Annotated in this window: 23 protein-coding genes; 8 read left to right on the top strand and 15 right to left on the bottom strand. The window is 66.2% G+C overall.

What is annotated here, in order from left to right:
• The first annotated feature begins 36 nt into the window (after window positions 1-36).
• From AABQ55_RS25370 to AABQ55_RS25350, 5 genes are all read left to right on the top strand, one after another.
• On the top strand, window positions 37-2745 hold the full coding sequence (locus AABQ55_RS25370) for a DNA translocase FtsK (RefSeq protein WP_272808053.1): 2709 nt from the start codon (window positions 37-39) through the stop codon (window positions 2743-2745).
• A gap of 246 nt (window positions 2746-2991) precedes the next feature.
• On the top strand, window positions 2992-4035 hold the full coding sequence (gene fba / locus AABQ55_RS25365; RefSeq protein WP_272808054.1) for a class II fructose-bisphosphate aldolase: 1044 nt from the start codon (window positions 2992-2994) through the stop codon (window positions 4033-4035).
• Between the two features lie 442 nt (window positions 4036-4477).
• Window positions 4478-5626 carry an alpha-hydroxy acid oxidase gene (locus AABQ55_RS25360; RefSeq protein ID WP_244766059.1) on the top strand — a complete coding sequence of 383 codons (1149 nt, stop codon included), beginning with the start codon at window positions 4478-4480 and terminating at the stop codon, window positions 5624-5626.
• A gap of 41 nt (window positions 5627-5667) precedes the next feature.
• A complete protein-coding gene (locus AABQ55_RS25355) occupies window positions 5668-5904 on the top strand; it encodes a CopG family ribbon-helix-helix protein (RefSeq protein ID WP_064333185.1) in 237 nt (78 codons plus the stop codon).
• Window positions 5905-5910: 6 nt separating this feature from the next.
• Window positions 5911-6201: a type II toxin-antitoxin system RelE/ParE family toxin gene (locus AABQ55_RS25350; RefSeq protein ID WP_272808055.1), complete on the top strand. Its 291-nt coding sequence runs from the start codon at window positions 5911-5913 to the stop codon at window positions 6199-6201.
• Window positions 6202-6204: 3 nt separating this feature from the next.
• On the opposite strand, the gene AABQ55_RS25345 is transcribed toward AABQ55_RS25350, so the two are convergent.
• The 4 genes from AABQ55_RS25345 to AABQ55_RS25330 form a co-directional block, all read right to left on the bottom strand.
• Window positions 6205-7239 (bottom strand): histone deacetylase family protein, encoded by a 1035-nt coding sequence (locus AABQ55_RS25345; RefSeq protein ID WP_272808056.1) that lies wholly within the window; start codon window positions 7237-7239, stop codon window positions 6205-6207.
• A 2-nt stretch (window positions 7240-7241) separates the two neighbouring features.
• On the bottom strand, window positions 7242-8618 hold the full coding sequence (locus tag AABQ55_RS25340; protein WP_338341923.1) for a glutamine synthetase family protein: 1377 nt from the start codon (window positions 8616-8618) through the stop codon (window positions 7242-7244).
• A gap of 8 nt (window positions 8619-8626) precedes the next feature.
• Window positions 8627-10000, bottom strand: a complete 1374-nt coding sequence (locus AABQ55_RS25335) for a transaminase (RefSeq protein ID WP_272808058.1) — start codon at window positions 9998-10000, stop codon at window positions 8627-8629.
• Window positions 10001-10089: 89 nt separating this feature from the next.
• Entirely contained in the window at window positions 10090-11139 is a 1050-nt protein-coding gene (locus AABQ55_RS25330; RefSeq protein ID WP_272808059.1) for a helix-turn-helix domain-containing protein, read from the bottom strand.
• A 273-nt stretch (window positions 11140-11412) separates the two neighbouring features.
• Between AABQ55_RS25330 and AABQ55_RS25325 the strand changes: the two genes are divergently transcribed.
• The gene (locus AABQ55_RS25325) at window positions 11413-12309 is read left to right on the top strand and encodes a hypothetical protein (RefSeq protein ID WP_272808060.1); all 897 of its coding nucleotides are present in this window, start codon (window positions 11413-11415) and stop codon (window positions 12307-12309) included.
• Window positions 12310-12319: 10 nt separating this feature from the next.
• Here AABQ55_RS25325 and AABQ55_RS25320 read toward each other — a convergent pair whose 3' ends face one another.
• Window positions 12320-12727 carry a DUF3307 domain-containing protein gene (locus tag AABQ55_RS25320; protein ID WP_272808061.1) on the bottom strand — a complete coding sequence of 136 codons (408 nt, stop codon included), beginning with the start codon at window positions 12725-12727 and terminating at the stop codon, window positions 12320-12322.
• 98 nt (window positions 12728-12825) lie between these two features.
• Window positions 12826-14067, bottom strand: a complete 1242-nt coding sequence (locus tag AABQ55_RS25315) for an AGE family epimerase/isomerase (protein WP_272808062.1) — start codon at window positions 14065-14067, stop codon at window positions 12826-12828.
• Window positions 14068-14445: 378 nt separating this feature from the next.
• On the opposite strand from AABQ55_RS25315, the gene AABQ55_RS25310 reads away from it, so the two are divergent.
• On the top strand, window positions 14446-14607 hold the full coding sequence (locus AABQ55_RS25310) for a hypothetical protein (protein WP_244766069.1): 162 nt from the start codon (window positions 14446-14448) through the stop codon (window positions 14605-14607).
• A gap of 34 nt (window positions 14608-14641) precedes the next feature.
• On the opposite strand, the gene AABQ55_RS25305 is transcribed toward AABQ55_RS25310, so the two are convergent.
• From AABQ55_RS25305 to AABQ55_RS25265, 9 genes are all read right to left on the bottom strand, one after another.
• Window positions 14642-15811, bottom strand: coding sequence for a nucleotide sugar dehydrogenase (locus AABQ55_RS25305; RefSeq protein ID WP_272808063.1), 1170 nt, complete (start codon window positions 15809-15811; stop codon window positions 14642-14644).
• Between the two features lie 61 nt (window positions 15812-15872).
• Complete coding sequence (locus tag AABQ55_RS25300) at window positions 15873-16346, bottom strand: cupin domain-containing protein (protein WP_244766071.1); 474 nt, start codon at window positions 16344-16346, stop codon at window positions 15873-15875.
• Window positions 16347-16455: 109 nt separating this feature from the next.
• A complete protein-coding gene (locus AABQ55_RS25295; RefSeq protein WP_272808064.1) occupies window positions 16456-17583 on the bottom strand; it encodes a sugar-transfer associated ATP-grasp domain-containing protein in 1128 nt (375 codons plus the stop codon).
• Between the two features lies 1 nt (window position 17584).
• The gene (locus tag AABQ55_RS25290; protein ID WP_272808065.1) at window positions 17585-18904 is read right to left on the bottom strand and encodes a type III PLP-dependent enzyme; all 1320 of its coding nucleotides are present in this window, start codon (window positions 18902-18904) and stop codon (window positions 17585-17587) included.
• A complete protein-coding gene (locus AABQ55_RS25285) occupies window positions 18897-20417 on the bottom strand; it encodes an AMP-binding protein (protein WP_272808156.1) in 1521 nt (506 codons plus the stop codon). Before AABQ55_RS25285 ends, AABQ55_RS25290 begins: the two co-directional genes overlap by 8 nt.
• On the bottom strand, window positions 20417-20674 hold the full coding sequence (locus tag AABQ55_RS25280) for an acyl carrier protein (protein ID WP_244766074.1): 258 nt from the start codon (window positions 20672-20674) through the stop codon (window positions 20417-20419). Before AABQ55_RS25280 ends, AABQ55_RS25285 begins: the two co-directional genes overlap by 1 nt.
• Before the next feature lie 30 nt (window positions 20675-20704).
• On the bottom strand, window positions 20705-21550 hold the full coding sequence (locus tag AABQ55_RS25275; RefSeq protein WP_272808066.1) for a hypothetical protein: 846 nt from the start codon (window positions 21548-21550) through the stop codon (window positions 20705-20707).
• 155 nt (window positions 21551-21705) lie between these two features.
• Window positions 21706-23514, bottom strand: coding sequence for a serine aminopeptidase domain-containing protein (locus AABQ55_RS25270; protein ID WP_272808067.1), 1809 nt, complete (start codon window positions 23512-23514; stop codon window positions 21706-21708).
• Window positions 23515-23717: 203 nt separating this feature from the next.
• Window positions 23718-24971, bottom strand: coding sequence for an oligosaccharide flippase family protein (locus AABQ55_RS25265; RefSeq protein ID WP_272808068.1), 1254 nt, complete (start codon window positions 24969-24971; stop codon window positions 23718-23720).
• Window positions 24972-25148: 177 nt separating this feature from the next.
• Here AABQ55_RS25265 and AABQ55_RS25260 point away from each other — a divergent pair, with 177 nt between their 5' ends.
• Window positions 25149-25829 (top strand): polysaccharide deacetylase family protein, encoded by a 681-nt coding sequence (locus AABQ55_RS25260; RefSeq protein ID WP_272808069.1) that lies wholly within the window; start codon window positions 25149-25151, stop codon window positions 25827-25829.
• The last annotated feature ends 137 nt before the right edge of the window (window positions 25830-25966 follow it).

The following is a 25966-nucleotide window of genomic DNA, read 5'->3' as shown; positions in this document are numbered from 1 at the left end:
ATCCCTATCGGCAATGATCGTCGAGTTTGCAGGTTCATGCGTATTTCCAGAACAAACTTCTACCCCATCCTTGAAACCGAAGAGGGAGCCGGCGAACAAGCGCCGTATTATTCCCGCGAAAACAATGCCTTGCCGGATTCCCTCCCGCAGGCCGAAGATTGGCATGCGGCCGGTGAGCCGGTCGCCAACGACGAGGACTATCGCCCGCGTTTCCGCTCGCCGGTGCTGCGGAGCTACGACCCCGGCCAGTATGCCGACGGAAGCTGGGAGAGCCATTTCTACATGGCGCCGAATGTCCGCTTCACGCGTACCCCCGACAAGGTCGCCGCCAGGATCGAGGAGGCGGCCGCGGAAGAGATGCAGCAGGCCGAGCCGGCGGTCGAGCAGGCCGTCCAGCCGGCGGCTCAGCCTGCCGAGATGGCGCAGCTTTCCCAGACGGAACTGCTGCAGCGCCTGCGCGAGGCGCTGGAGGAGCGCCGCCGCCGCTCCGAGGCACAGCAGGCCGAGGCTGCCGCAGCGGCAGCCATTGTCGAGCCGGTGCCGCCGCTGGTGCAGGCCGTGGTCGATGCGGGCACGAGCGGAACGCCTGCCGATGCCGCCGTCGTGTTCAAACCGGCCGGCCCGCTGCCGGCACCCGTTGCCGCAGCGGCGGTCGTCCCCGTCGCCAAACCGGCCATTTCCACCACAAAGCCAGCCGAGAAGACCGACGTGCGTACCGCAATCAGCCGTTTTGCCAACCTCTCCGACCACGCCTTCTGGGAAACGCTGGTGCCGGACGAGGATGCGGTCGAGCGGCCGGCAAGGCCGGCCGTCACCGTGGTGCGCATGCCGGCGCCCGTTCCCGCACCGGCCGCCGTGGCCGTGCCGAAGCCCGTCGCGGTTCCGGGGGTGCGTCAGGAAGTACCTTCCATCGCCTCACTCTTCCGCGTCGTCGAATGCCGCCCGGCCGTTGCCCGGACTGCGGCGGTCGAACTCGCTCCTGTTGCCGAGGTGAAGGCGGAGCCCGTGGCGGTCGTCGAGACGGTCGCTGAGCCCGTTCCGGTCGTCGCCGAGGTCCAGCCCGTCCCGGTTGCCGTCACGCCGGCCGTCACCCCGGTTGCTGCTGTCGAGCCCGTGCGCGAAACCCCGTCCTCGGTGCTGTCGCGCGCCCGGCCGTTCCAGGTCATGATGGCGACGCCGGCCGGCGATGCCTACGAATATCCGCCGCGCGAACTCCTGCAGGAGCCTCCGGGCACCGTCGGCTACGTGCTGACCCAGGAACAGCTGGAGCAGAATGCCGGCCTCCTCGAAAGCGTGCTGGAGGATTTCGGCGTGCGCGGCGAGATCATCCATGTCCGCCCCGGCCCGGTCGTCACCCTCTATGAATTCGAGCCTGCGCCCGGCGTCAAATCCTCCCGCGTCATCGGCCTTGCCGACGATATCGCCCGCTCCATGTCGGCGCTGTCTGCTCGCGTCGCGGTCGTACCCGGCCGCAACGTCATCGGCATCGAACTGCCGAATGCGACCCGCGAGACCGTCTATTTCCGCGAGATGATCGAGAGCCAGGATTTCGCCAAGACCGGCTTCAAGTTGCCGATCTGCCTCGGCAAGACCATCGGCGGCGAACCCGTCATCGCGGAACTCGCCAAGATGCCGCACCTGCTCGTCGCCGGCACCACCGGCTCGGGCAAGTCCGTCGCCATCAACACGATGATCCTGTCGCTGCTCTACCGCTTCCGTCCGGAAGAATGCCGCCTGATCATGGTCGACCCCAAGATGCTGGAACTGTCGATCTATGACGGCATCCCGCATCTGCTGACCCCCGTCGTCACCGATCCCAAGAAGGCCGTCATGGCGCTGAAATGGGCGGTGCGCGAGATGGAGGACCGTTACCGGAAGATGTCCCGCCTCGGCGTGCGCAACATCGACGGCTACAACAACCGCGTGGCCGCCGCGCGCGACAAGGGCGAGACGATCTCGATCAGCGTCCAGACCGGCTTCGACAAGGGAACCGGCGAGGCGATCCACGAGGAGCAGGAGCTCGCCCTCGATCCGATGCCCTATATCGTCGTCATCGTCGACGAGATGGCCGACCTGATGATGGTCGCCGGCAAGGAGATCGAAGGCGCGATCCAGCGGCTCGCCCAGATGGCGCGTGCCGCCGGCATCCACCTGATCATGGCGACGCAACGCCCCTCGGTCGACGTCATCACGGGCACGATCAAGGCCAACTTCCCGACGCGCATTTCCTTCCAGGTGACGTCGAAGATCGACAGCCGCACCATCCTCGGCGAGCAGGGCGCCGAACAGCTGCTCGGCCAGGGCGACATGCTGCACATGGCCGGCGGCGGGCGCATTTCCCGCGTGCATGGTCCCTTCGTCTCCGACGAGGAGGTCGAAAAGGTCGTGTTGCACCTGAAGGCCCAGGGGCGCCCGGAATATCTGGAGACCGTGACGGCCGAGGAAGAGGAAGAAGAGGACGAGAAGCCGGCGGCCGGCGGCGCGGTGTTCGACAAGGGCGATATCGCGGCGGAAGACGGCGACGACCTCTACGAGAAGGCCGTCAAGGTCGTGATGCGCGACCGCAAGTGCTCGACCTCCTATATCCAGCGGCGGCTTGCCGTCGGCTACAACCGCGCCGCCTCCCTCGTCGAGCGCATGGAGAAGGAAGGCCTCGTCGGCCCCGCCAACCATGTCGGCAAGCGGGAGATCATCTCCGGCGAGCGCGGCAGCTTCCAGGCGCCAGAGCCGAGCGACGACGAGTGACGGTTATGCCGGCGGCGATTGCCCAGTCGCCGGGCATTTGTCCTACTTATTTGAATCGCAACGCCTTTCTCGATCCGGCCCGCCAGCGCGGGCCGGATTTTCGTCATGTCCACGGGAAACTTGTTGCGCCTGTCACATTTAATCGATTTGGCTTGGAATAGGGTCTTTCCGGCCTGTTGCATATGGCGGAACGATCTGTGAATAGTGCCGCCGACCCGAGAAACCGGCATCCAAAGGAGGACAGGAATGGCATTGATCACCATGCGGCAACTGCTCGATCACGCAGCGGAGAACGACTACGCACTGCCCGCATTCAACGTCAACAACCTGGAATATATCCAGGCGGTCATGCGCGCGGCGGATGCGACGGATTCTCCGGTGATCCTGCAGGCGAGCCGCGGTGCGCGCGCCTATGCGGGCGATGCTTTCCTGCGCCACCTGATCCTCGGTGCGGCCGAGGAATATCCGCATATCCCGGTCTGCCTTCATCTCGACCACGGCGACCAACCCTCCACCTGCATTTCGGCCATCACCAACGGCTTCACCTCCGTCATGATGGACGGCTCGCTGCTCGCCGATGGCAAGACCGTTGCCAGCTACGAATACAATGTCGACGTGACGGCGGAGGTCGTGAAGATCGCGCACGCGGCCGGCGTTTCGGTCGAAGGTGAGCTTGGCTGTCTCGGCAACCTGGAAACGGGCGCCGGCGACAAGGAAGACGGCCACGGCTTCGAGGGCAAGCTTTCCCGCGAGGAACTGCTGACCGACCCGGACCAGGCGCTCGACTTCGTCTCCAGGACCGGCGTCGACGCGCTGGCCGTCGCCATCGGCACCAGCCACGGCGCCTACAAGTTCACCCGCGCGCCGGACGGCGACATTCTGTCGATCGACACGATCGCGAAGATCAACAAGAAGCTGCCGAACACGCATCTCGTCATGCACGGCTCCTCCTCGGTTCCGCAGGACCTTCAGGATCTCTTCACCGCCTATGGCGGCGAGATGAAGCAGACCTGGGGCGTGCCGGTCGCCGAAATCCAGAAGGCGATCCCGCTCGGTGTGCGCAAGGTCAATATCGACACGGACCTGCGCCTTGCCATGACCGGCACGATCCGCAAGAACTTCAAGGAAAAGCCGGACAATTTCGACCCGCGCAACTACCTGAAGCCGGCGACCGCCCTGATGGCGGACGTCTGCAAGGAGCGCTTCGAAGCCTTCCGCACCGCCGGCAAGGCCTCCGGCATCCGCGTCAAGCGCCTGCCCGACATGGCGAAGTTCTACGCCACCAAGTAAGCTTTCGGCCTCCTGGCCTACCGCAGGGCAATCGCATGTGGGGCAAGACGATGCCGTAACCCCTTCTCCCCCGCGGGGAGAAGGTGGCCCGAAGGGCCGGATGAGGGGGTGGCTCGGACAAATCCTTTACGCCTTCGACCTCCCCCTCATCCGCCTGCCGGCACCTTCTCCCCCCGGGGGAGAAGGGAGCTGGGGCGATGACTGCATTCCATATGCGATTGCCCTCCCGGTCTGCCGGTAGGGCGATTTTCCTTGCGGCTCCGGCTGCCGGTCAGGAAATGCGCATTGACAGCGCCGCCGCACCATTCCTTATTCCTGAATATCTCATTCATATGAGGATGCATCTTTCCTGCCGAAACCGGCAGGAAGCCGTTGCAGGCCTGTGCGCCCCCTCGTAAAAGGATGCAACCCCGAAAAGCCGGATGATGCGAGGACAGACAGCATGAGCGTAGACCAGGCCCTGACGATCGCGGACCTCAAGGACCGGGCGCGCCGCCGCGTGCCGAAGATGTTCTTCGACTACGCGGATTCCGGCGCCTGGACCGAGGGCACCTACCGGGCCAACGAGGACGATTTCCACAAGGTCAAGCTGCGCCAGCGCGTGCTCGTCGACATGACCAACCGCTCGCTGGCCAGCGAGATGATCGGCGAGCCGGTGTCGATGCCCGTCGCGCTCGCGCCGACCGGGCTCACCGGCATGCAGCATGCCGACGGCGAGATGCTCGCCGCGCAGGCGGCGGAGGAGGCCGGCGTGCCCTTCACGCTGTCCACCATGAGCATCTGCTCGATCGAGGACGTGCGCTCCGTCACGTCGAAACCCTTCTGGTTCCAGCTCTACGTGATGCAGGACAAGGATTTCGTCCATAACCTCATCGACCGGGCCAAGGCGGCCGGCTGCTCGGCGCTGGTGCTGACGCTCGACCTGCAGATCCTCGGCCAGCGCCACAAGGACCTGCGCAACGGCCTCTCCGCCCCGCCGCGCTTCACGCCGAAACACGTCTGGCAGATGGCGACACGGCCCTTCTGGTGCCTCGACATGCTCGGCACCAAGCGCCGCACCTTCGGCAACATCGTCGGCCACGCCAAGGGCGTGACGGACCTCTCCTCGCTCTCCTCCTGGACCTCGGAACAGTTCGATCCGCAGCTGTCCTGGAAGGACATCGCATGGATCCGCGACCGCTGGGGCGGCAAGCTCATCCTCAAGGGCATCCTTGACGAGGAGGACGCGCGCATGTCGCTCGACAGCGGCGCCGACGCCATCATCGTCTCCAACCATGGCGGCCGCCAGCTCGACGGCGCCGCCTCCTCGATCAGCATGCTGCCGCGCATCGTCGATGCCGTCGGCGACAGGATGGAGGTTCATCTCGACGGCGGCATCCGCTCCGGCCAGGACGTCCTCAAGGCGCTCTGCTACGGCGCCAAGGGCACCTATATCGGCCGCCCCTTCCTCTACGGCCTCGGTGCCGGCGGCAAGGCGGGCGTGCGCCGCGCGCTCGAGATCATCCGCAAGGAACTCGACGTCACCCTGGCGCTCTGCGGCGAACGCGACGTGAAGAACCTGTCGCGGAAGAACCTGCACACCGATCTTTGAGCGGGGCTGGCGGGGCAGCAGGGTTCATGCGAGAATGCGGCATGGACAAGCGTGACGACATTTCCAAGGACCTTGATCGCCGCATCGATGCGCTGGCGGCACGGTCGTCCTTGACCCGCGGGCAGATCATCGAGGATGCGCTGGCGCATGGTCGCTCGCTTGCCTGGCAGGAAAAATGGATCGAGGGCGTCGAGGCAGGGCTTGCCGATGCGGAGCGCGGCGACTTTGCGAGCGAGGACGAGATCGCGCTCGTCCTCAACAAATATGCGGCGCGCTGATCGCCGATGGCGAAGGTCGTCTGGACCCGCCGTTATCTTCGGGAGCTTGAGGCGATAGGCGACTACATCGCCGAGCGCAATCCTGCCGCTGCAGCGCGCACCGTAACGGCTATCCACAGCCGCACCCGGCGCCTGCTGACCGACAATCCCTTCATCGGGCGGCCCGGCGAGATCGCGGGAACGCGAGAGCTCGTCGTGCCGGGGACACCCTATATCGTCGCCTATCGTGTGCTGGAAACCCGAATCGACGTTCTCTTCGTGCAGCATGGCGCGCGGGAATGGCCAGACACCTTTTGACTGTCAGGCGCCCTCGAACCCCTGCAGGACATTCACCGCGTTGATGCCGAGGGCGTCCACCGCGTAGCCGCCTTCCATGACGAAGAGTGTCGGGAGGGCGAAGTCGGCGATGCGGCGGCCGATGGCGAGGAAATGCTCGCTTTCCAGCTTGAACTGCGAGATCGGGTCTTCCTTGAATGCATCGACGCCGAGCGAGACGACGAGGGCGGTCGGGGCATAGGCGCCGATCCGTGCATGCGCATCCTCGAAGGCGGCCTGCCATTCGAGCCAGCCGGTGCCGGCGGGGAGGGGATAGTTGAGGTTGAAGCCCTCGCCCCTGCCGGCCCCACGCTCGCGGGCATAGCCGAGATGGAAGGGAAACTCGAAATCCGGGTCGCCGTGCAGGCTCGCCAGCAGAACGTCGTCGCGATCGTAGAAGATCTCCTCCGTGCCGTTGCCATGGTGGTAGTCGACGTCGAAGATCGCGACGCGGGCGTGGCCGTTGTCGAGGAAGCGCTGGGCGGCGATGGCGGCATTGTTGAGATAGCAGTAGCCGCCGAAGAAATCGCGGCCGGCATGGTGGCCGGGCGGTCGGCAGAGCGCGAAGGCGGCGCGTTCGCCGGACAGCACGGCATCGGCGCCGGCAAGCGCCGTGTCGGCGGCGCGCCTGGCGGCCTGCCAGGTGGTCTCCGTGATCGAGCCCGCCATGTCGAAGGAATAGTAGGAAAGCCGCGCATCGAGGCCGGCCGGCGGGGCGTCGAGCATCGGCATCGAGCGGTGACGCCAGCTATAGGGCCAGACCTCGCCGTCGCGGCCGGCGGCGCGCCATTCGGCAAAGACGTTCTGCAGGAAATCGAGATAGTCCGGCGTGTGGACACGCTCGATGGCCGCGCGGTCGTAGGCGGCAGGCTCGATCACCGGGCCGAGGCCGGCCTCCTTGACGCGCCTGAGAACGATTTCGGCACGCTCCGGCTTCTCGAAGGTCTCGACGATGCGGCCGAAGGACAGTTCCATGCCGCTGTGATGCAGGTGATGATCGGCGGTATAGAAGGTTTTCATGATCAGACGACTTCACCATAGAGCGTGCGTTCGAGTGCGGTGACTTCCGCGGCGAAGCGGCGGTATTCGGCGCGCTTGAGGGCGAGGAAGACGTGGTGCAGCCGCTCGCCGAGCGCCTCCTTCAGGAAGGCGGAGCGGGCGGCCGTCTCGATGGCGCTGCGCCAGTCCGGCGGCAGCGCGTCGCCGGCATTTTCCGCATAGGCCGTGGTTTCGGGGCCGGGGTCGGCCCGGTCGACAATGCCCTTGCGCATGCCGGCAAGCACGGCGGCGCCGACGAGATAGGGGTTGGAATCGATGCCGGCGGCGCGCTGTTCCAGATGGCGCCCGGCGGGGGAGCCGGCCGGAATGCGCACCGCGACGCTGCGGTTGTTGGTGCCCCAGGTCGGCGTCGTCGGCGCATAGCTCTGGGCGGAGAAGCGGCGCCAGGAATTGAGATGCGGGGCGAAGACGAGCATGGATTCGTGCATCGTTTCCAGCAGGCCGGCGACGGCCTGTTTCAGGAGGGGCGAGAGCGCCTCGCTTTGGTCGGCGAAACGATTGACGCCCCCGGCATCGGCAAGGCTCGCATGCACATGCATGCCGGAGCCGGCACGGCCGGCGAAGGGCTTTGCCATGAAGCAGGCCATCATGCCGTGGCGGACGGCGAGGGCGCGCAGGAGGCGCTTCAGCATGGCAAGGTCGTCGGCGGCGCGCAGCGCCGCACCGTGGCGCAGCGTCAGCTCGAACTGGCCCTGCGCATATTCCGAGATCATCGTCTCGACGGGCAGGCCCTGTGCCTCCGCGCCGCGATAGACGGCGTCGATGAAGGGCTCCAGCCGGTCGAGCTCGGTGACGCCATAGACCTGGATGCCATCCGGCCGTTCGCCGGAAAGCGGCAGGCGCAGCGGCTGGAAGGTGCCATCGGCCGCGCGCTCGCGGTCGAGCAGGTAGAATTCCAGCTCGTAGGCGAGCACGGGGTGAAAACCGTCTGCCTCCAGATGCCTCACCTGGCGGGCCAGCGCATGGCGCGGGTCGGCCGCCATCGGCGTGCCGTCGAGCTCGAAGAGGGCGAGGCGCAGTTCGCCGCGCGGCGGGGAAGTCCAGGGCAGGGGAACGAGCGAGCCGGCAACCGGCCAGGCCCGCCGGTCCGCATCGCCATCCGACCAGACGAGGCCGGTTTCCTCCACGTCCTCGCCCGTCACGTCGAGGCCGAGGATCGAGCCGGGCAGGTGACGGCCGGAGCGGAAGATCGCCAGCAGCTCGTGCCGCCGGATGATCTTGCCGCGCGCGATGCCGTTGAGGTCGATCAGGACGAGGTCGAAGGCGGTGATTTCGGGATGCGCGGCAAGGAACGCTTCGGCCTCCGAAATGTCGGCGGCCTCCGGCGGGCGGGTGGCGATGTCGCGGCTCACGCGGCGGCCCTCCGTTCCGCAAGGCGTCCGGTGACGGTCGCGAAGGCCGCGACGAGACCGTCGGCCTGCCGTTCCGAAAGGGCGGGGCTGACGAGCACCATGTTGTGGAAGGGCGTCAGGAGGTAGCCGAGGTTCAGCATGGAAAGATGCAGGGCCGCCTCGATCGTGTCCGACGCGGCGGCACGCGCCTCCGCGGCGTTGCGCACGGGGACCGGCGAGAAGACAACCTCCAGCCGCGCGCCGACGCGCGCGACGGTCCAGTCGAGGCCCGCGGCGGCGATGGCCGCCTTGAAGCCGGCCTCGATGCGGTCGGCGCGCTCCTGCATGATGCGATAGGCCTCCTCGGTCATCACCTGTTCGAGGCAGGCGCGCAGGCAGGCGAGCTGCAGCGCGCTGCCCGACAGCGTCGTGCCGATGCCGGAATGGCCGTGGCCGCTCTGCTCGCGGCGGATGACGTGCAGCCTGTCGGAGATCGCCTGGGTCATGCCCCAGACGCTGACCGGCACGCCGCCGCCGATCGGCTTGCCCATCACCATGAGGTCCGGTTCGAGGCCGTGCACCTTGCTGTAGCCGCCGAGGCCCGTGGAGATGGTGTGCGTCTCGTCGATGAGCAGCAGCGTGCCGGCCGCGCGCGTCAGGTGCCGCAGCGCGGCATGGAAGCCGGGAGCGGGCGGGATCATGCCGCAGTTCGTCATGACGGGCTCGGCGAGGACGCAGGCGATGTCGTGTCCGGCGAGCGCCTTTTCCAGCGCCGCCTCGTCGTTGAAGGGGATCGAGACGGTGAGTTCGCCGAGATCGCGCACCTGGCCGAGCAGGTTGCGGCGGGAAACGGTCCTGCCGTCGACGAGATCCACCAGCGTGTCGTCCACAGCGCCGTGGTAGCAGCCGTCGAAGACGAGAAGTTTCGCCCGGCCGGTGACGGCGCGGGCGACGCGGATGGCGAAGCGGTTGGCGTCGCTGGCGGTGGCGCCGAGCTGCCAGCGCGGCAGGCCGAAGCGCTCCACCAGCAGGCGGCCGACCGCCGCGGCGTCGGAGGAGGGCAGCATGGTGGTGAGGCCGCGCGTGCCGGCATTCTTCAGGGCTTCGAGAACCGGGGCGGGGCCGTGGCCGAACATGGCGCCGGTGTCGCCGAGGCAGACGTCGACGATGCGGTTGCCGTCGAGATCGACGAGCTCCGCCCCGCTGGCCTCATCGACGACGAGGGGGAAGGGCGTCGGCCAGTCGAGCATCCAGTGCTGCGGCACGCCGTCGAAGAAACCGGATGTCGCCTCGTCATGTGCCGCCGCCGAACGCGGCCGCCGCGCGCGAAAAACCTCTGCCTCCGCCTCGATGAGCGCGCGGGCGCGCGCCTCCAGGTTCGCCCTCTCCATCCCGTTCTCCAGCAAGTCCTCAAGAAATGTGATCACATATTGGTTGATGTGATTTCAAGTGTCAAACGACAAGATGCCTGCCGGAGGCGCTACAGCGCACTGACGATGCGCAGCCAGTCGTGCACGGAGGCGGCCGCCTGCTTTTCCGCGGAGCCCTTCTGCAGCGCGCTGCGGTCGCCCATTTCGCGCACCTCGCTCGGGCTCATGCCGAACTGGTGGCGGAAGGCGCGGGAGAAGGCGGACGTATCGGAGAAGCCGCAGGCATAGGCGATCTCGCCGACCGTGCGCTTGCGCTCGTTCGCCAGCATGTCGAAGGCTGCGCGCAGGCGCCGGGTGCGGATATGGTCGGTGACTCCGCCGATCGGCTCGAACAGCCGGTAGAGCGAGGCGCGCGACAGGCCGAACATCTTGCACAGGTGGTCCGGCCCGAGATCCGGCAGGGCGATGTTCTGTTCGATGTAGCGACGGATTTCCATGATGACGGCGCCGCGCACCGTGGGCGAGGGCTGGCTCCGCTCGGCGACCTGCGGGCCGACGAGATTGGTGACGAGATTGGCCGTGGCGGTGACGATGGCCGGCGCCTCGGCCGGGGTGATGTCCGTGAGGTCCGTGAAAAGGGCGCGCAGGTGGCTGCCGACCAGCCGGGCCGTGCTCGTCGAGCGCTTGAGGAGCAGGCCGTGCAGGGCGTCGTTCTGCGCCTCCTTGGCGAAGAGCAGGTGGCGCGGCAGCACGAGCGTGAGATTGCGGCAATGCTGCGTCTCTGCCTGCATGGGACGCGACAGGTCGAAGAGGGAGATGTCGCCCGCCTCCACCAACACCGTCTCGCCGGCGACCGTGCGCCGGTCGCAGCCATCGAGCGTCACCTGCACGAAGATGAGGTCGAGGCCGCTGCGGGCGATGCGGCCGGGGTCGCGCGCGAAGCGATAGGTCGTGCCGAGCATTTCGGCGGCGAAGAACAGGGCAGGGCCCATGAAGTAGGTGGAGAGGCTTGCACGGAAATCGTCGATCCGCTCCGGCGTCGTCATGGTCGTGCGGAAGACGGGGTCGAGCGTTTCGGCAAAGAGCTGGCTTTCCCGACGACAGTGCGCGCCGGCTTCGGCAAGGACGGAGTTGGAGGGCAACTTGGCGGCGGGGCTCATTCTCTCTCGCGGCGGTTCGGTAACGGGCGGTCTTGCCTATCCAAGAGGCGGAACGGGCGAAGGTTCCCGGAAATTCGCCGTCGTGCCGGATTTGCAGGCTTGGCACGGCGTCTCATTCTTTTGGCCTCCTGTCTCATAATGACCATTGGCATTCCTAATACAATTGACAGTTTCATCGGGCTGCAACCCCATGGAAAATAAAGGGTCCATTCGGGCCCGCGGTGCTGCGGCAAACACGACGGCGGGCGCATCGTTCCGGATCGAGGAAGAGGTATGGATCAGGTTTCCTTTGCCGACAGCGCGCTGGTCTTCCAGGTGCCGCCGTTCGAATTCCTGAATGCGCCGGGTTTTGCCGCGGCGCGGGACCGGCTGGTGGCCGGCAAGCTCGCCCTCTATGAGGGCAACCACCTCTTCAACCGGCTTATCCTGGAGGAGGGCCGGTTCCTCTGTTATCTCGCCGCGCTTTCGCTGCATGCGGGCCAGGACATGGGGCAATCCTCCACCTGGCTGACGCTCGGGCGACTCCAGCGCGAGGTCACGGAACTCGGCGTGGCGAGCCGCAACCGGGTCGAGGCCCAGGTTTCCTGTCTGCGCAAATACGGTTTCCTCACGCAGCAGCCGCATGCATCGGACCGGCGCGTGCGGCTGCTTGTTCCGAGCGCGGCCCTTCTGGCGCGCGATGCCGGCATTCTCGGTCTTCTCGTCGATGGTTTGTCGGCGCTTGGGCTTTCGCCGATGGAGGGGCGGAGCGGGCCGCTGGAGCCGGATCTGCACCGTGCCATACGCCGGGCGACGCTGCCGCATCTGCCGGGCCTCAGCCGGCTTATCCGCCGCCATCTGCCGCTGGCGCCGTTCTTCGCCCATGATTGCGGCTATATGATCCTGCTGCTTCTCTTGCGGGGCGGCCGGGACGGCGGCGATGCCGTCATCGGTTCCGGCTACCAGCGGCTTGCCATGCAGACGGGCGTGTCGCGCACCCATGTCCGCCGCATCGTCGAGGCGGCGCGCGATGCCGGCCTCCTGACCACCACGGCGCGCGGTGGCCACGACATCCGGCTGACGCCGGCCATGTGGCATGCGGCGGACCGCTGGTTCGCGGACAAGTTCGCCCTGACGGACCTGCTGTTGCGCGAGGCCCTGCCGGCCGGACGCACCAGCGCGGCGGCCTGACGACGGCGTCCTATCCGGCGGAGCCGGCGGCGGCGAGAACGACGGCAAGGGCGAGGTGCGTCATGTGATGCAGCGTCTGGTCCGCACCGAGAAGCCACCAGAAGCCCGTCTGCTTTGGAGTGAGCGCCTGGCGGCGGGCCATGACGCCCTTCATCCGGTCGATCGTACCGTGCACGAGGGCGTCGGCAAGGCCGAGCCAGGCGAGCGGCGGCGCAACGAGAAGAAACAGCAGGGCGGTAATGGCGCCGTGCAGGCCCGCATGGATCGCAAGCGGCAGCAACCAGCCCTCTCGCTGCTCCTTGCCCATGGCGATCCAGTCCGTCTGGAAAACGAAATCCGCCAGGAAGTGTTTGACGAGGAACGCCGCCATGGCGGCGGCGATCCATACGGTCGAGATCTGGTCCGGTATGTCGATCATTCGGCTCCCGTCTGCCCGCCGCCGTAAAGCAGGGGTGGGCGGCCCCTTCTACGCGATTTCCGGACGCAAGGCCGCTGCGCACTTCTGCTGGAATTGCTCTAGCGGCCGCCAGCCTCGGCGATGCCCTTCGTCAGGCTGCCCGTCGCCGGATAGAGCGGGATCAGGCAGGCCTGGAGCGCATGATAGATGTCTCCCTTGCCGGCGAACAGGGTATAGCTCGGCGCAAGATCTTCCGTCAGCTCTTCATGCCAGCCGCCGCGGTCCTGATCAAGGAAATGGCGCGCGATGGCGTCCCAGATTTTCCGGTACCAGGTCTCGTGGAAGTCGCCCGGCAGGTGCTCGCAAAGGAATGCCGCCGCGCCCGCGCCCTCGGCCATCGGCCACCATAGCTTGCTCCGGTTGACCGGTTCGTCGTTCCAGTCGAGCGTATAGAAGAAGCCGCCCTTCTCCTTGTCCCAGCCGAGCGCGATGGACTGGGCGAAGAGGGCTTTCGCCGCCTCCGGCATCCAGTCGTGTCTCCTGCCGCCGAGGGCGTGGAGTTGAAGGATGAGGCGCGCCCATTCCAGCCAATGGCCGGGCGTGGTGCCGGAGGGACGGAACATCTCGTTGCCGCGGTACTCTTTGTCCAGCACCCAGTTCTCGTCGAAATGTTCCGGCACGCGGAAGCCGTTTTCGCCGGCGCGGCGGCGGATGATGAGGTCGGCGACGCTTTCCGCCTTGTCGAGATAGGTCTTCTCGCCGGTTGCCTCGTAGGCGGCCATCAGGGCTTCCGTCAGGTGCATGTTGGAATTCTGGCCGCGATAACCGGGCACCGCCGTCCAGTCCGCCTCGAATTCCTCCGCGATCGCGCCGTGCTTGCCTTCCCAGAAACGCTTTTCCAGAACCTCGGTGACGTCGGCGATCATGCGGTCGGCATCCGGATGGCCGGCGACCTTGGCGCTGGAGGCGGCCAACAGCACGAAGGCATGGCCGTAACCCTGCTTGCTGGCATCGAGCAGGCCGGCATTGTCGAGCGACCAGTGATAGCCGCCGCGCTCCGCGTCCCGGTGCTTTTCCCAAAGGTATTTCATGCCGTGGTCGACGATATCGTCGGAGCCGGGACGTCCGAGCAGGCTGCCGATGGCAAAGCAGTGCACCATGCGTGCGGTGGAATGAATACCGCGCACGGGGTTTCCGGGGTTGAGCGGCCGGCCTTCGGCATCGAGTTCATGAAACCCGCCGAGCGGATTGAAGGCCCGGTTCTGGAAGAAATCGAAGAGGCGGTTCGCTTCGCGCCAAAGCCACTGGCGATGGTAGTCGCGCTTGCGCCATGCTGTGCCTGGATGTCCCGTTGCGCCCATGATGCGTTCTCCTTTTTGATCGGTCCGCATTGTTGTTTCCCGTGCCGGGGTCGTCACGGGCGCGGGGGGAATCTGCCGTGGCGCGGTGTTCACGCACGGCCCGCAACGCTCGCAATGACGGTTGGCCTCCGGATCGGTGGGAGGGGAGTTATGGCCCAGAACCGAGGGGACGGCAACCCGGCAACGAAGGCCCCGTTCCCGGCGGAAGACGCAGCCCCGGGAGGGTGAAAAGCGAATTTACGATTGCGGCGAAAATGAGAAAATATACTCTATCAATCTTATAGGGATAATATATAACTCTCCTCAGAAAACGGGACGGACATGATCGTCCGCACCCGAAGGCCGACTGAAGAGAGCCTTCACAACAAGGGATGATGGATGAGCAACGCCAAACTCGAAGGCCGCCCCGGTTATCTGCCCTTCGGCATCGCCAACGACCGCAGGGCCCGCCGCGCCAGACAGCAGGCCCTCGTGAACCAGATCGTCATTACCGGTGCCTTTCTCTTCGTCGGCGCCGTGGTCTTCGGCCTCGTCGGCTGATTTTCCGTTCCAGATGCGATGATCGCGGACTGCCTCAGTCCGCCCCGAACACGTCGCGCGTGTAGATTTTGTCCCGGACGTCTTCGAGTTCTTCGGCGAGGCGATTGGCGATGATGAGGTCGGCGCGGCGTTTGAGGTCGGCGAGATCGCGCACGACTTCGGAGCGGAAGAACGTGTCCCCCTCGAAATCCGGCTCGTAGACGATGACCGGAATACCCTTTGCCTTGATGCGCTTTATGATGCCCTGGATGGAGGAGGCGCGGAAATTGTCCGAGTCCTTCTTCATGGCGAGGCGGTAGACGCCCACCACCTCGGGGTTGCGCGCGACGATGTCGTCGGCCAGGAAATCCTTGCGCGTCGTATTGGCGTCCACAATGGCCCGGATGAGGTTCTGCGGCACTTCGCTGAAGTTGGCGAGCAGCTGCTTGGTGTCTTTCGGCAGGCAATAGCCGCCATAGCCGAACGAAGGGTTGTTGTAGTGCGTGCCGATGCGCGGATCGAGCCCAACCCCCTCGATGACCTGGCGCGTGTCGATGCCATGCGTCATGGCATAGGAATCGAGCTCGTTGAAATAGGCGACCCGCATCGCGAGATAGGTGTTGGCGAAAAGCTTGATCGCTTCGGCCTCCCCGGAGCCGGTGAACAGCAGGGGGATGTCCTTTTTGATGGCTCCTTCCTGGAGCAGGCCCGCGAACCGGCGGGCCTCGGGCGTGTCGCCCCCTATCACGATGCGGGAGGGATGGAGGTTGTCGTGGAGCGCCTTGCCCTCGCGCAGGAATTCGGGCGAGAAGAGGATGCGGTGGTCGTCGCGCGCCGCCTGCAATGATTGCGTATAGCCGACGGGCACGGTCGACTTGATGACGATGGTGGCGCCGGCGTTGACGCGCCGCACATCCTCGATGACGGCCTCGACGCTGCTCGTGTCGAAATAGTTGCTGTGCGGATCGTAGTTCGTCGGCGTCGCCACCACCACGAAATCGGCCTTGGCGAAGGCTTCGGCCTTGTCCGCCGTTGCCCTCAGCCGCAGGGGCTGCGTGCGCAGATAGGTCTCGATCTCCGCATCGACGATCGGCGAGACGCGCGCATTCAATTTGGCCACGCGCTGTTCGCTGATGTCATAGGCAAGGACGTCGTTGTGCTGTGCGAGAAGCACGGCATTGGAAAGGCCGACATAACCGATGCCGGCAACCGTGATGTCGACCATGAATACCTCTGAACGGATGGACGGACGGCGCAGCCGGCTTCGATGGGGAAGGGCCTGCTGTCTATCGGCGGAATTTCTCCCGCAGTTTCAATGCCATGTTGACGGAGCCGGGAAATTCGCGGCGGCCGAATGCGATCTTGCGGACATAGTCGTCGATGTGCCAGATCGCCGAGGACCCTGCCGGGAAATAGGCGATGTCGCCCTCCTTCAGCACGCGCTCGGCGCCGTCCTCGCCGGTGACCCGCACCTCGCCGTCCAGGATGAGGACCGTTTCGTCCCATCCGAAATACCAGCGGAAGGTGCCGGCCGTACAGTCCCATATGGCGGTCGTCGCCTGCTGGTCGGCGGAACGCGAGTGAAGAGAAAGGCGCGCCTCCGGGTTGCCGGCGATGATCCATGAGGGCTCGATCGGCGCGGGCGCCATTTCAAGTTCGTCGAGCGCGGCGGTGACGATCCCCTTCGCCGTCGTGATCTCGGAATAGCGCGTGCGTATCGCCACCCCCACCATCGACGCCAGAATCAACTTCAATACCATGTCCTGCCCCCCGGCAATCGTGCTGCCCCAATGCGCTCCCGAATTCTCCGGGAGAGATCTAAAGAATATCTGAACCTGTTCCTTCACATCCCCCGTTTCTGCCGGTGTGCTACTGCAGGGCTTCGAGGATGCGTTCCTTTCTGGCCGGATGGCGGTCGAGATAGGACTGGCCGAGCGCCTTGTCGACATACCCGCCTGCAAGCTCCTGCAGGACTTCTATGCCGTAGTCGGCATTGGCTTCGATGATGAGGGGACCGGACGGCGTGATGGCGATGTCCCAACCCAGCGACCGGAAAGGCGCGAGCGTCTGGGCGGCCCGTTGCACCGCCTCGCGTACGTCGCGCCAGAACGGCATGGTGAATGTCGCCGGGTCGATGCCGAAGGTCGAGCGGATATCGTAATACTGGCCGCCGTATTTCGGCTCGCGCTTGGCGCCCGTCATGAGGCGGCCGGTTTCGATATCGACGGCGATCATGTAGCCGCCGATGCCGGAATTGTCGATGATGCTGCCGGGCATGCCCACCTTGAGCGCGGCGGTATTGAAATGGACGGTTCCCGCCGCGTCGACGAAGGTATCGATGCGCACCGTGTTGACGGAGGTCGGGTTGAACCGGGAAAGCTCCGGATGCTGGTCGATCGTTTCCTGGACGATGAAGTCCGTCCAGTGGAAGCCGTTGTTGGTGTTGAAGACGAGATGGTTGAACCGGGCCTGGTCAAGCACCTCGTCCTTGTGCAGCAGGCGGCCGTCGCGGGTGCGCAGCTTGAACACGGCGCTGCCCGAGCCGCCCGTGAGCGGCTTGACGATGATGCCGTCGGGAAGGTTCATGGCGTCGATCGCCCGGACGAAGTCGTCATGGGAAACCGGTTTGCCGGCCATGTCGCCGATGGCATCGCGCCGCAGCCGGAAGAGGGTGTTGGTCGTTCCCAGATCGGCCGCGCGGATAGTGGTCTCGAAGAGCAGCTTGTCCTCGACGATCGTCGGGTCCGCCGCCGCATTCGCCGTGTCGCGCGCTATGTGCAGGAGCTCCGTCGGGAAATACCGGTAGATCTCCTTGCCGAACCGCCTGAGATAGAGGCTGTGTTTCAGGTATTGATAGGGGAGGTAGCCGTACAGCGTGTAGAGTCGATAGATCTCGGAAACCTGCTGCGGAATTGGTTTCTTGTCCGAAGCCTTCAGATAGACCTGGAAATCTTCGGTCAGCATTCTTTTGAAGCGCTTATAATTCCTCGTTATCATGTTACGTCTCCTCGCGGTTCGGTAAAACATCCATCGAGCGGAATCGGTCTATTGTTTCGATTGTGCCCTCTTCCACGAGCGCTTCGGCAGGCTGCGGATGGGAGAGGAAATTCACCGGGCTCGCCGTCAGGCCGTAGGCGCCGGACTGCAGGACGGCGACGAGGTCCCCAGCGCGCAGTTCCGGCAGGCCGGTGTCGCGGGCGAGCGTGTCGAGCGGCGTGCAGAGCGGGCCGACCACGGTTGCGGGCTGGTCCGGCTCGGCCGTCATGCGCGCCGGCGCGACGACGGGGTAGTTGCGCTTGATGACCTGGCCGAGATTGCCGGAGGCTGCCAGATGGTGATTCATCCCGCCATCCAGCACGAGGAAGCGCACGCCGCGGGAGGTCTTGAGCGCGTTGATCTCGCTGACATAGAGGCCGGCTTCGCCGGTGAGGAACCGGCCGGGCTCGACGATGGCGCGGGCATCGGCCAGCAGGGGCTCGGCGCGCATCCGCGCCGTCAGCTCCGGAACGGCCGCGGCCACGGCGTCGAGGTCGAGCGGCTTGTCGTTGGCATAGTAGGGGATGCCGAGGCCGCCGCCGAGGTCGACGGTGTGCAGCGGCCTGCCGGTCGTGCGGGCGACACGCGCCGCAAGGTCGATGGCGTGCCGCCAGCCGCCGATCAGCGCCTCGGCATCGAGGATCTGCGTGCCGCCGTAGACGTGGATGCCGACGAGGTCGATGTTCGGCGCGGCCGTCACCGCGGCGATCGCCGCGTCGAGGTCTTCCTCGTCGAAGCCGAAGGCCGTCGCCTTGCCGCCCATCCGCATGGCTCCGACCTGCACGTCCGGAACCGGATTGATGCGGATGGAGGCATGGACGCGCTTGCCGATCGCGCGGATCCGCTCGATCTCGTCGAGACCCTCGATATGGATCTCGCCGATGCCGCCCTCGATCACCGCTTCCAGTTCCGCGCGGCGCTTGCCGGGTCCGGCAAAGAGGATCCGCCCGGGTGCCGCGCCTGCGGCGATCGCCGCGCGATATTCGCCGAGCGAGGCGATCTCGACACCGGCGCCCTCCTCGACGAAGAGCCGGATGACGCTGCGCGCCGGATTGGCCTTCACCGAATAGTAGATGGAGGCGAAGCCGTCGAGCGCCGCGGCAAGCCGGCGATAGGCCCGCCGCATGCCGCCGCCGTCATAGATGTAGGCGGGCGAGCCGATGCGCGAGACGATCTCGCGGACCGCAAGGCCGCCGACATGGAGGTCGTCGCCGCGGATGTCGAAAAGCTGCCTTGCCAGCGCATAGCCGTGGTTTGTCGCCTTGCCTGCCGGATCAGCCATTGTTCGCGCGCTCCCTGACGAGTTGCCGGTAGTCCACCTTGCCGTTCGGCGTCACCGGCAGCGTTTCGACGAGCTCCAGGTCACGCGGCACCATGTAGGCGGCGAGCGTGCCGGCGACCGCCTGCAAGACGGGTGCGGTCTCGACATCCGGTTCCAGGGCGACCGCCACCGCATGGACCTTCTGTCCGGCAAAGTCGTCCGGCAGGCCGATGACGGCGACCTGGCGGAAGCGCCCGGTCGCCATGATCGCCTCTTCCACCTCGGAAGGGCTGATGCGATAGCCCGAGGACTTGATCATCGCATCGTTGCGGCCGATGAAGCTGAAGAAGCCGTCCTCGTCCTCCACCGCCAGATCGCCCGAATAGCAGACGATGTCGCCGCCCTGGTCCCTGGACCGGAAGGGGTTCTGCTTCAGCACCCGCGCGGTTTCCTCCGGCCGGTTCCAGTAGCCGAGCGAGACGGTGGGTCCGCGGTGGACGAGAATGCCGGGTTCGCCCGGTTTCGCGCGGCGGCCGTCCTCCGTCACGATGAAGATCTCGCATTCCGGGATGGCCTTGCCGATCGAGGTGGGGCGGCGGTCGAGTTCCTCCGGCGGCAGGTAGGTCGAGCGGAAGGCCTCCGTCAGGCCGTACATCAGGATGACGTTCGTCGCCGGCAGCATCCTGCGCAGGTTGGCGACCGTCTGCGAGGGAACCGCGCCGCCGGAATTGGTGACGTAGCGCAGATGCGGCAGCTCCGTCTTGTGCAGGAGCGGCGAGGCCTTGGTCAGGATCGCCCAGATGGTGGGTACACCGGCAAGGCCGGTGATCCTGTGGTCGCGCAGCGCCCGCACGATCTCGTCGCCGAAGCGGAAGGTCAGGATGACCGTCAGCGCGCCTTGCTCCACCGCCGTCAGAAGCTGGTTCAGGCCGTAGTCGAAGCTGAACGGCAGGACGGAGAGGATGCGCTCGTCCGGCGTGATGGCGAGATAGGTGCGAACGATGCGGGCGCCCGCCAGGAGGTTGCGATGCGACAGCATCACGCCTTTCGGTCGTCCGGTGGAGCCGGACGTATAGAGGATCGCCGCAAGGTCCTCCCCGATATTGTCGTCGCGCAACGCGGCGGGCTCTACCTCCGCCATCTCCTCGACGAGAAGGATGCGCGTCTCGAAAACACCCTCCAGGCTCGCGGCGACCATCGGCGCAAGGTCCCGGTTGGTGATCACGACACGCGCCGCGCAATCGGCCACGATATGGCTGATCTGCTGGCCGCGCAGCAGCGCGTTGATCGGAACGAAGACGCCCATCGCCCGGCTGACGGCGAAGATGGCGATGCATTCCTCGAGGCCGCGCGGCAGGAAGATGGCGGCGCGGTCCCCGCGCTCCAGGCCGGCGTGCCGCAGCGCCGAGGCGAAACGCTCGACCTCGCCATGAAAGGCGCGGTAGTCGAGCTGCCGGTCGCCGTCGATCAGCGCAGGCCTGTCGCTTTGCCGGTGGGGGGCGAGCAGGTGATGGAGGAGGACAGGGGCCTTGATCACGTCCGCGCCCGCGAAACGAAGTTGACGAGGCTTGCCGGCGTTCCCAGTTCCTGGAAGTCGAAACCGTCGTCCTCCATCGAAATGCCGAAGCGTTCGCCGAGGAACATGATCAGTTCGAGGAAGCCCAGGGAATCGATGGCCCCGTCGAGCAGCGGCGTATCCGGCGTCACCGGCGCAAGCGCGGGAAAGCGCTTGGTGATGTAGCCGTAGATTTCTGCCTCGATATCCGGGGCGGCAGTCACATTGTCCAGCATGGCTTTTCCCTTCGTGAAGACCGGTCGCGGCTAAACCTTGAGCAGCACGCGTTCGGAGTAGAGTTCATCGATGATCCGCTCGTCCCATTCGCCCTTGACCTGGTAGCGCAGCCCGCTTTTCCAGCGCCAGGCATGGGGGACATGCCGGCCGCGCGGCAATTGCAGGCAGAGCAGCGGCACGCCATGCCGGAGCAGCAGGCGGGCCAGGATCGCCAGGTTGTCGGTGACGAGATCGCTGCTTTCGGCGTAGATCACCCGGGCGAGCGGGATGCGCTTCTTGCGGATGACGTCGAAGACGACGGGATGGTGGCGCCCGTTGCTCTCGATCACCGTCACGATGCAGCCGAGGTCCCGGTGCGCCCTGAGGTCGCGCATGAGCGCCTCGGCAATGGCGCCCGCCGGCACCGCGTCGAGCGCCACGAGCCTGCCCCGCCTGCGGCCGGCGATGGCCAGCCAGGGAAGGGCAAACAGCGGCAGGTCGTAGTCGATCGTGCGGAAGCCGAGGCGGTTGTTGAGCTCGGTCGCGGCCTTCGATGGCGTCAGGTCCGTGTAGGTCGCCCGGCTGTCCGACATGGCCGCCAGCAGCATGCGCGGCGCATACCAGCGGTGGCTTTCCTCGACATACCAGCTGGAAAGGTTGATCACCTTCCGCCCGGTCCGTTCGTCGCTTCTCGCGATCGTCAGGAGGATGCCGATGGGGGTCTCGCCCGCCATCAGGAAGTTGCCGATCGGCCCGGCGCCGGCCGTACCTTCATGGTCGAGAAGCCGCTTCAGCCCCCGCCGCCAGAAGTCGCGCGTGCGTGACGGAAAGCCCTTCGTGAGAAGGTCCGAGGCGGCGTCCAATCCGTCATGGCCTATGGCGCGTAGCTTGAGCATATCCTGCGTGGCGATCCTGTTCCGTGATGCCAGTCTCTAGTCCCGACTCCTTCAGAAAGGCTAAACGGAAGCCCGCGCGCCGGGCGCCGGCGGCTCCTGAAGCCAAACAAGGTAAACAGTTCGCATGCTGCCGGCCGGTCTTTCGATGCGACCGTTCAGCGGGTGCGCGAAAGCGATGTCGCCGCCTGTTCGACGATGTCGAAGAGCCGTTCCCTGCTCGCCCGCGGGGTCACGTTGTGGTCGGTATCCGGCAGGATATGGAGCTCGACGTTGGGGTAGGCGGCCAGCCCCTCCGCCTGCCTGCCGAAATGGACATGGAAATTGTCGAGGCCCGGATCGTCGACGCTGTAGACGAGGCATGTCCGGCCCGGCCGCTGCGACAGGGCACGAAAATCGCCGTGGACGGCCCGCTCGAGCCGCTCGGTTGCCAGAAGCGGGCCGAGCACCGGCGCGAGACGCTTGGACAGGCGCTGGGCGATGCGCTGGCCGATGTTGCGTGCGGCGGCGCGCAGGTCGATGTCGCCGGAGACGAGGCGACGGAACGTGTCGAGCTGGAGCGCCTTCTGGGAATAGTCGCCAAGGGCGCGGGGTGCGCTGGAGACGATCGCCTCGCTCGGCGGTTTCAACCAGCGGAACGCATAGGGATTGACGGAGATGCACGCGGCCCACCGCTCGTCCTGCGCCGCCGCGCGGAAGGCGACATAGGCCCCGCTGCAACGCCCGAAGAGAATGGCCGGGCCCGTCCTGCCGATGCCGTCGAGATATTGCCGCACCGATGCCATGTCGGCGATCTGCGGTTCATCGTAGAGAACCTGCGCGCGGCGGCCGGGCACGGGCGGGCTGTCGCCGACGCCGGCGCTGTCGAAGCGGAACGAGGCGACGCCTTTTCGGGCGAGATGGCGGGCGAGATCGACGCCCGAGCGCGCCCAGCCGCCCTGGTGGTCGTAGCCGGTGGTCAGCAGCACGGCCGTCGTGCCCGTGTCGCCCTGCATGGGCTCGGTGAGCGTTCCGATGAGCCGCCCGCCGGGCCCGAAGCGCAGGGCGGTCTCGCGCACCGCGCCGACGGCGAGGACGGCGGGGCCGGCCGGAAGCCTCGGGGGATGGCGGGCGGGCGCCTCGAAGGCGGCAAGGCCTTTCAGCCAGTCCGGGAAGGCTTCGAGAAAGTCGGCCGGGATTTCCTGCCCGAGCGGATTGGAGACCAGCTTGTCATAGCCGCGGAAGGTGAAGTCCCGGATCGCCGCCTCGCCTTTCGCCAGTCGGTCGCGCAACTGGCGGTCCGCCGTGTTGTCGGGCCGCGCGGCGAAGAAGACCTGCCCGGCCGGGTTGTCGTCGAAGGCGTCGGCATTGAGCGTCGCGAGCGTGTCGACGATGCCCTGCGGCATCGTCAGCCCGGCGATCGTGCCGGGCGCGGTATCGCGCATATGCGGGGCGACGCCCACCCCCTCGTCGACGACGGCCGACCAGACGGAGAGTTCCCGCAGGTAACGCCGGCCGGCGACGACGGGTGCGAGCAGCGCGAGGCCGGCAAGGTTTTCCACATGGGGGCTTGCCTTGAGCGCGATCGCCGCACCGAGGCCGAAGCCGAGCAGGACGACGTTGTCCGCGCCGGAGAAACGGCGTACGGCCTCGACCCCCGCACGGGCGGCCTCCACCCAGCAATCGACGTCGATGACGGCATCGGGGGCATCGAGCGCATTGGCGGTGCCGGGATAATCGAAGCGCAGGCTCGCGACGCCGGCTTCGGCCAGCACCTCGGCGGTGATGCGGAAGAAGCGCCGGGTGCACAATTCGTCAATTCCCCAGGGGCTGAGGAAGAGAACCGCGATATCGCGCGCCGGCGATGCGCCCGATGCAGGCTTGAAGAGCCCCGGAAGGCCTGAAAAGGCGACGGGGCAGGCGGCCTCACCGGCTTCGGATGTTCTTTCCGCGGCGGTGGCCGCGCCGTTGTTGGCGTTTGCCGACATTGCGTGTCTCGTCCCCAGTCCACCGCTGCGCAACGCCGCGTCGCGCCGAAGGCGACCCGCGGGACCGTGCCATCGCGGATGTCGGCTTGACCAGGCGCGCGGACATTCCGTCCCTCCGGCGCACGATTTAAAGATGCATCATCCATCCGTTGTGCCGGGCAAAGCTTAAGATCGGGTGTAATGGCTTGCCTGACGGCGGTGCTCTAGACGGTCCTGTCCTTCGCCAGGAACATCCAGGTCGCGCCGACGAGGGAGACCTGCACGGCGAGACGGGCAAGCCCCGCGCCCAGCAGGCCGCCGAGCGAGGCGCCCGCCGTGATCGCCGGCACCATGATGAGGGCCGTGAGGATGAGCAGGGTGATGCGCAGCTTCTGCTTGCCCACCGCCCGCAGGATATCGGCGCCGATGCCCGACAGGCCCATCAGCAGCGGATAAAGCGCCAGCAGTTGAATGATCTCCGGCGTGCCGTCGAAATCGTGGCCGATGAGATAGGGGATGTAGTCGGCCACGAAATAGAGGAAGATCGCGATCGGAACCGAGATCACCAGGGAAAACGGAACGAGACGCAGGCCGAAGCGCACGCTTTCGGTGGCGCTGGCGGAGGCGTTGCGGAAGTGGCGCGTATAGGTCGCGTAGAGCAGGGCGCGGATCGGCGCCGATGCCGCATCGACGATCTTGAAGCCTGCGGCATACTGGCCGGCGATGTCGGGGCCGAGCGTCTGGGCGACGGCCGGCTTGTCGATATCGGCGACGCTGCCGATCGCGACGAACTCCAGGCAATATTGCAGGCCTAGCGAGATGTCCGCGCGGATCACGCCCGGGGAGGGCAGGCCGCAGACGACGGCTACCAGCGCCATGGCCACCAGGGCGCCGAGCGCCGAGGCCGCAAGATACCACCAGGCCCAGTCGTCGAGCGTCAGGTCCTTCTGGTACAGGATCGCCGCCACCAGGAAGAGCGCGCGCAGCACCGCAAGGCCGACATTGACGAGCAGTTGCAGCTTTGCCCGGTCGAAGGCCATGAACGCGCTGGCGCAGACGGCGACGATGCGGCCGAAGACGAGATGGGCCACGACGAAGGCAAGGAGCGAGGCGACGTGCACATGGTCGCCCACGAGATAATGGCCGATGACGGCGGCAAGGACGGCGATGATCGGCACCGTCAGCGCGGACATCGCGACGCTGTGGCCGAGGGAGCGCGAAAAGCTCGCCGGATCGACGGCGACGCGCTGGATCATCACATGGTCGCTGCCCAGCCCCACCAGCAGCACGCCGATGCCGTTGATGCTCGAAAGCGCGACGAAGACACCGTATTCGGATGAGCCGAGATAGCGGGACAGCAGCATGAAGTAGCCGAACTGGATGACCAGCTGCATGCCGAAGTTGAATGTGTAGACGATCGTGTTCCGGGCGAGAAGCGAACCGCGAACTTTGTCGGCAAGCGCCACGATCCGTTTCATCCAATCACCCTGCGCTCTGCCCCCGTGGCGCCCGGGCACGGCCCGGCAGCCGCCCGATCACGGCGCTACGTCTAGAACAATGGCGGATTGCGCGCAATGGCGGCAGGGCCGGTAAACCGTTTCTTGAGCTTTGCGGCGTAGATGGAGGACGCTCGCCCTGTTGCCGCCGGAGACACCATGCTTGCGAACACGCTCTACCTCACCTTCCACGGCATCGGCGCGCCGATCGTGCCGCCCGCGGAAGGGGAGCTGCGCTATTTCGTGACGGAAGAGGTCTTCCGCCGAACGATCGCCGGCCTCGACGACCTGGAGGCGAAGACCGGGGTCGAGGCGTATGTCACCTTCGACGACGGCAATCTCTCCGACTATGACGTCGCGTTGCCGGTGCTGGCGGATCATGGCCGGAGCGGCATCTTCTTCGTTCTCGCCGGCCGGATCGGGCAGAAGGGCTATCTCTCCGCCGCCCAGATCCGCGATATCGCCGCGGCCGGCATGACGGTCGGCAGCCACGGCCACGACCACGTCGACTGGCGTTCCCTCGACGAGGCGGGATATCGCCGCGAACTTGTGGATGCCCGCAGGAAGATCGAGGATGTGCTCGGCGCGCCGGTCGCCTATGCCTCGATCCCCTTCGGCGGGTTTGACCGCTCGGTCTTGCGGCGGCTGAAGGCGGAACGCTACGACCGCGTCTTCACGAGCTCCACGGGCCTTGCCTATCGCGATGTCTGGTTCTGCCCGCGCCGGTCGCTGACCGAAACCTTCGATCCCCGGAGCGGCCTCCTGCCGCTCGCGCGCCCCGGCGCGAAGGCCCGGGGCCTCGCCTATCGGATCGCGCGTCGGTTGCGCTATCGCTGGTAGCCGACCTCCTTCGCATTTGATCGTTTTCGTTTCGCGCACATTAACCAAGCAACCACGAAACCTGCACCGAAAGGGAACTGGACGGCCGAAATTAACGCCGTGTTAGACACGAACCGTCATCAGCTTGGGGAACGGCG

The sequence above is a fragment of the Shinella sp. WSD5-1 genome (genome assembly GCF_963942435.1).
GTDB classification, from domain to species: Bacteria; Pseudomonadota; Alphaproteobacteria; order Rhizobiales; family Rhizobiaceae; genus Shinella; species Shinella yambaruensis.
The sequence above is the reverse complement of the archived record's forward strand: the minus strand, read 5'-3'. Positions and strand labels throughout refer to the sequence as shown.

Excerpts from the sequence above, each read along its gene's own strand:
- AABQ55_RS25370 (WP_272808053.1), top strand. The coding sequence starts at position 37 with ATGCGTATTTCCAGAACAAACTTCTACCCCATCCTTGAAACCGAAGAG.
- fba (WP_272808054.1), top strand. The coding sequence starts at position 2,992 with ATGGCATTGATCACCATGCGGCAACTGCTCGATCACGCAGCGGAGAAC.
- AABQ55_RS25360 (WP_244766059.1), top strand. The coding sequence starts at position 4,478 with ATGAGCGTAGACCAGGCCCTGACGATCGCGGACCTCAAGGACCGGGCG.
- AABQ55_RS25355 (WP_064333185.1), top strand. The coding sequence starts at position 5,668 with ATGGACAAGCGTGACGACATTTCCAAGGACCTTGATCGCCGCATCGAT.
- AABQ55_RS25350 (WP_272808055.1), top strand. The coding sequence starts at position 5,911 with ATGGCGAAGGTCGTCTGGACCCGCCGTTATCTTCGGGAGCTTGAGGCG.
- AABQ55_RS25345 (WP_272808056.1), bottom strand. The coding sequence starts at position 7,239 with ATGAAAACCTTCTATACCGCCGATCATCACCTGCATCACAGCGGCATG.
- AABQ55_RS25335 (WP_272808058.1), bottom strand. The coding sequence starts at position 10,000 with ATGGAGAGGGCGAACCTGGAGGCGCGCGCCCGCGCGCTCATCGAGGCG.
- AABQ55_RS25330 (WP_272808059.1), bottom strand. The coding sequence starts at position 11,139 with ATGAGCCCCGCCGCCAAGTTGCCCTCCAACTCCGTCCTTGCCGAAGCC.
- AABQ55_RS25325 (WP_272808060.1), top strand. The coding sequence starts at position 11,413 with ATGGATCAGGTTTCCTTTGCCGACAGCGCGCTGGTCTTCCAGGTGCCG.
- AABQ55_RS25320 (WP_272808061.1), bottom strand. The coding sequence starts at position 12,727 with ATGATCGACATACCGGACCAGATCTCGACCGTATGGATCGCCGCCGCC.
- AABQ55_RS25315 (WP_272808062.1), bottom strand. The coding sequence starts at position 14,067 with ATGGGCGCAACGGGACATCCAGGCACAGCATGGCGCAAGCGCGACTAC.
- AABQ55_RS25310 (WP_244766069.1), top strand. The coding sequence starts at position 14,446 with ATGAGCAACGCCAAACTCGAAGGCCGCCCCGGTTATCTGCCCTTCGGC.
- AABQ55_RS25305 (WP_272808063.1), bottom strand. The coding sequence starts at position 15,811 with ATGGTCGACATCACGGTTGCCGGCATCGGTTATGTCGGCCTTTCCAAT.
- AABQ55_RS25300 (WP_244766071.1), bottom strand. The coding sequence starts at position 16,346 with ATGGTATTGAAGTTGATTCTGGCGTCGATGGTGGGGGTGGCGATACGC.
- AABQ55_RS25295 (WP_272808064.1), bottom strand. The coding sequence starts at position 17,583 with ATGATAACGAGGAATTATAAGCGCTTCAAAAGAATGCTGACCGAAGAT.
- AABQ55_RS25290 (WP_272808065.1), bottom strand. The coding sequence starts at position 18,904 with ATGGCTGATCCGGCAGGCAAGGCGACAAACCACGGCTATGCGCTGGCA.
- AABQ55_RS25280 (WP_244766074.1), bottom strand. The coding sequence starts at position 20,674 with ATGCTGGACAATGTGACTGCCGCCCCGGATATCGAGGCAGAAATCTAC.
- AABQ55_RS25275 (WP_272808066.1), bottom strand. The coding sequence starts at position 21,550 with ATGCTCAAGCTACGCGCCATAGGCCATGACGGATTGGACGCCGCCTCG.
- AABQ55_RS25270 (WP_272808067.1), bottom strand. The coding sequence starts at position 23,514 with ATGTCGGCAAACGCCAACAACGGCGCGGCCACCGCCGCGGAAAGAACA.
- AABQ55_RS25265 (WP_272808068.1), bottom strand. The coding sequence starts at position 24,971 with ATGAAACGGATCGTGGCGCTTGCCGACAAAGTTCGCGGTTCGCTTCTC.
- AABQ55_RS25260 (WP_272808069.1), top strand. The coding sequence starts at position 25,149 with ATGCTTGCGAACACGCTCTACCTCACCTTCCACGGCATCGGCGCGCCG.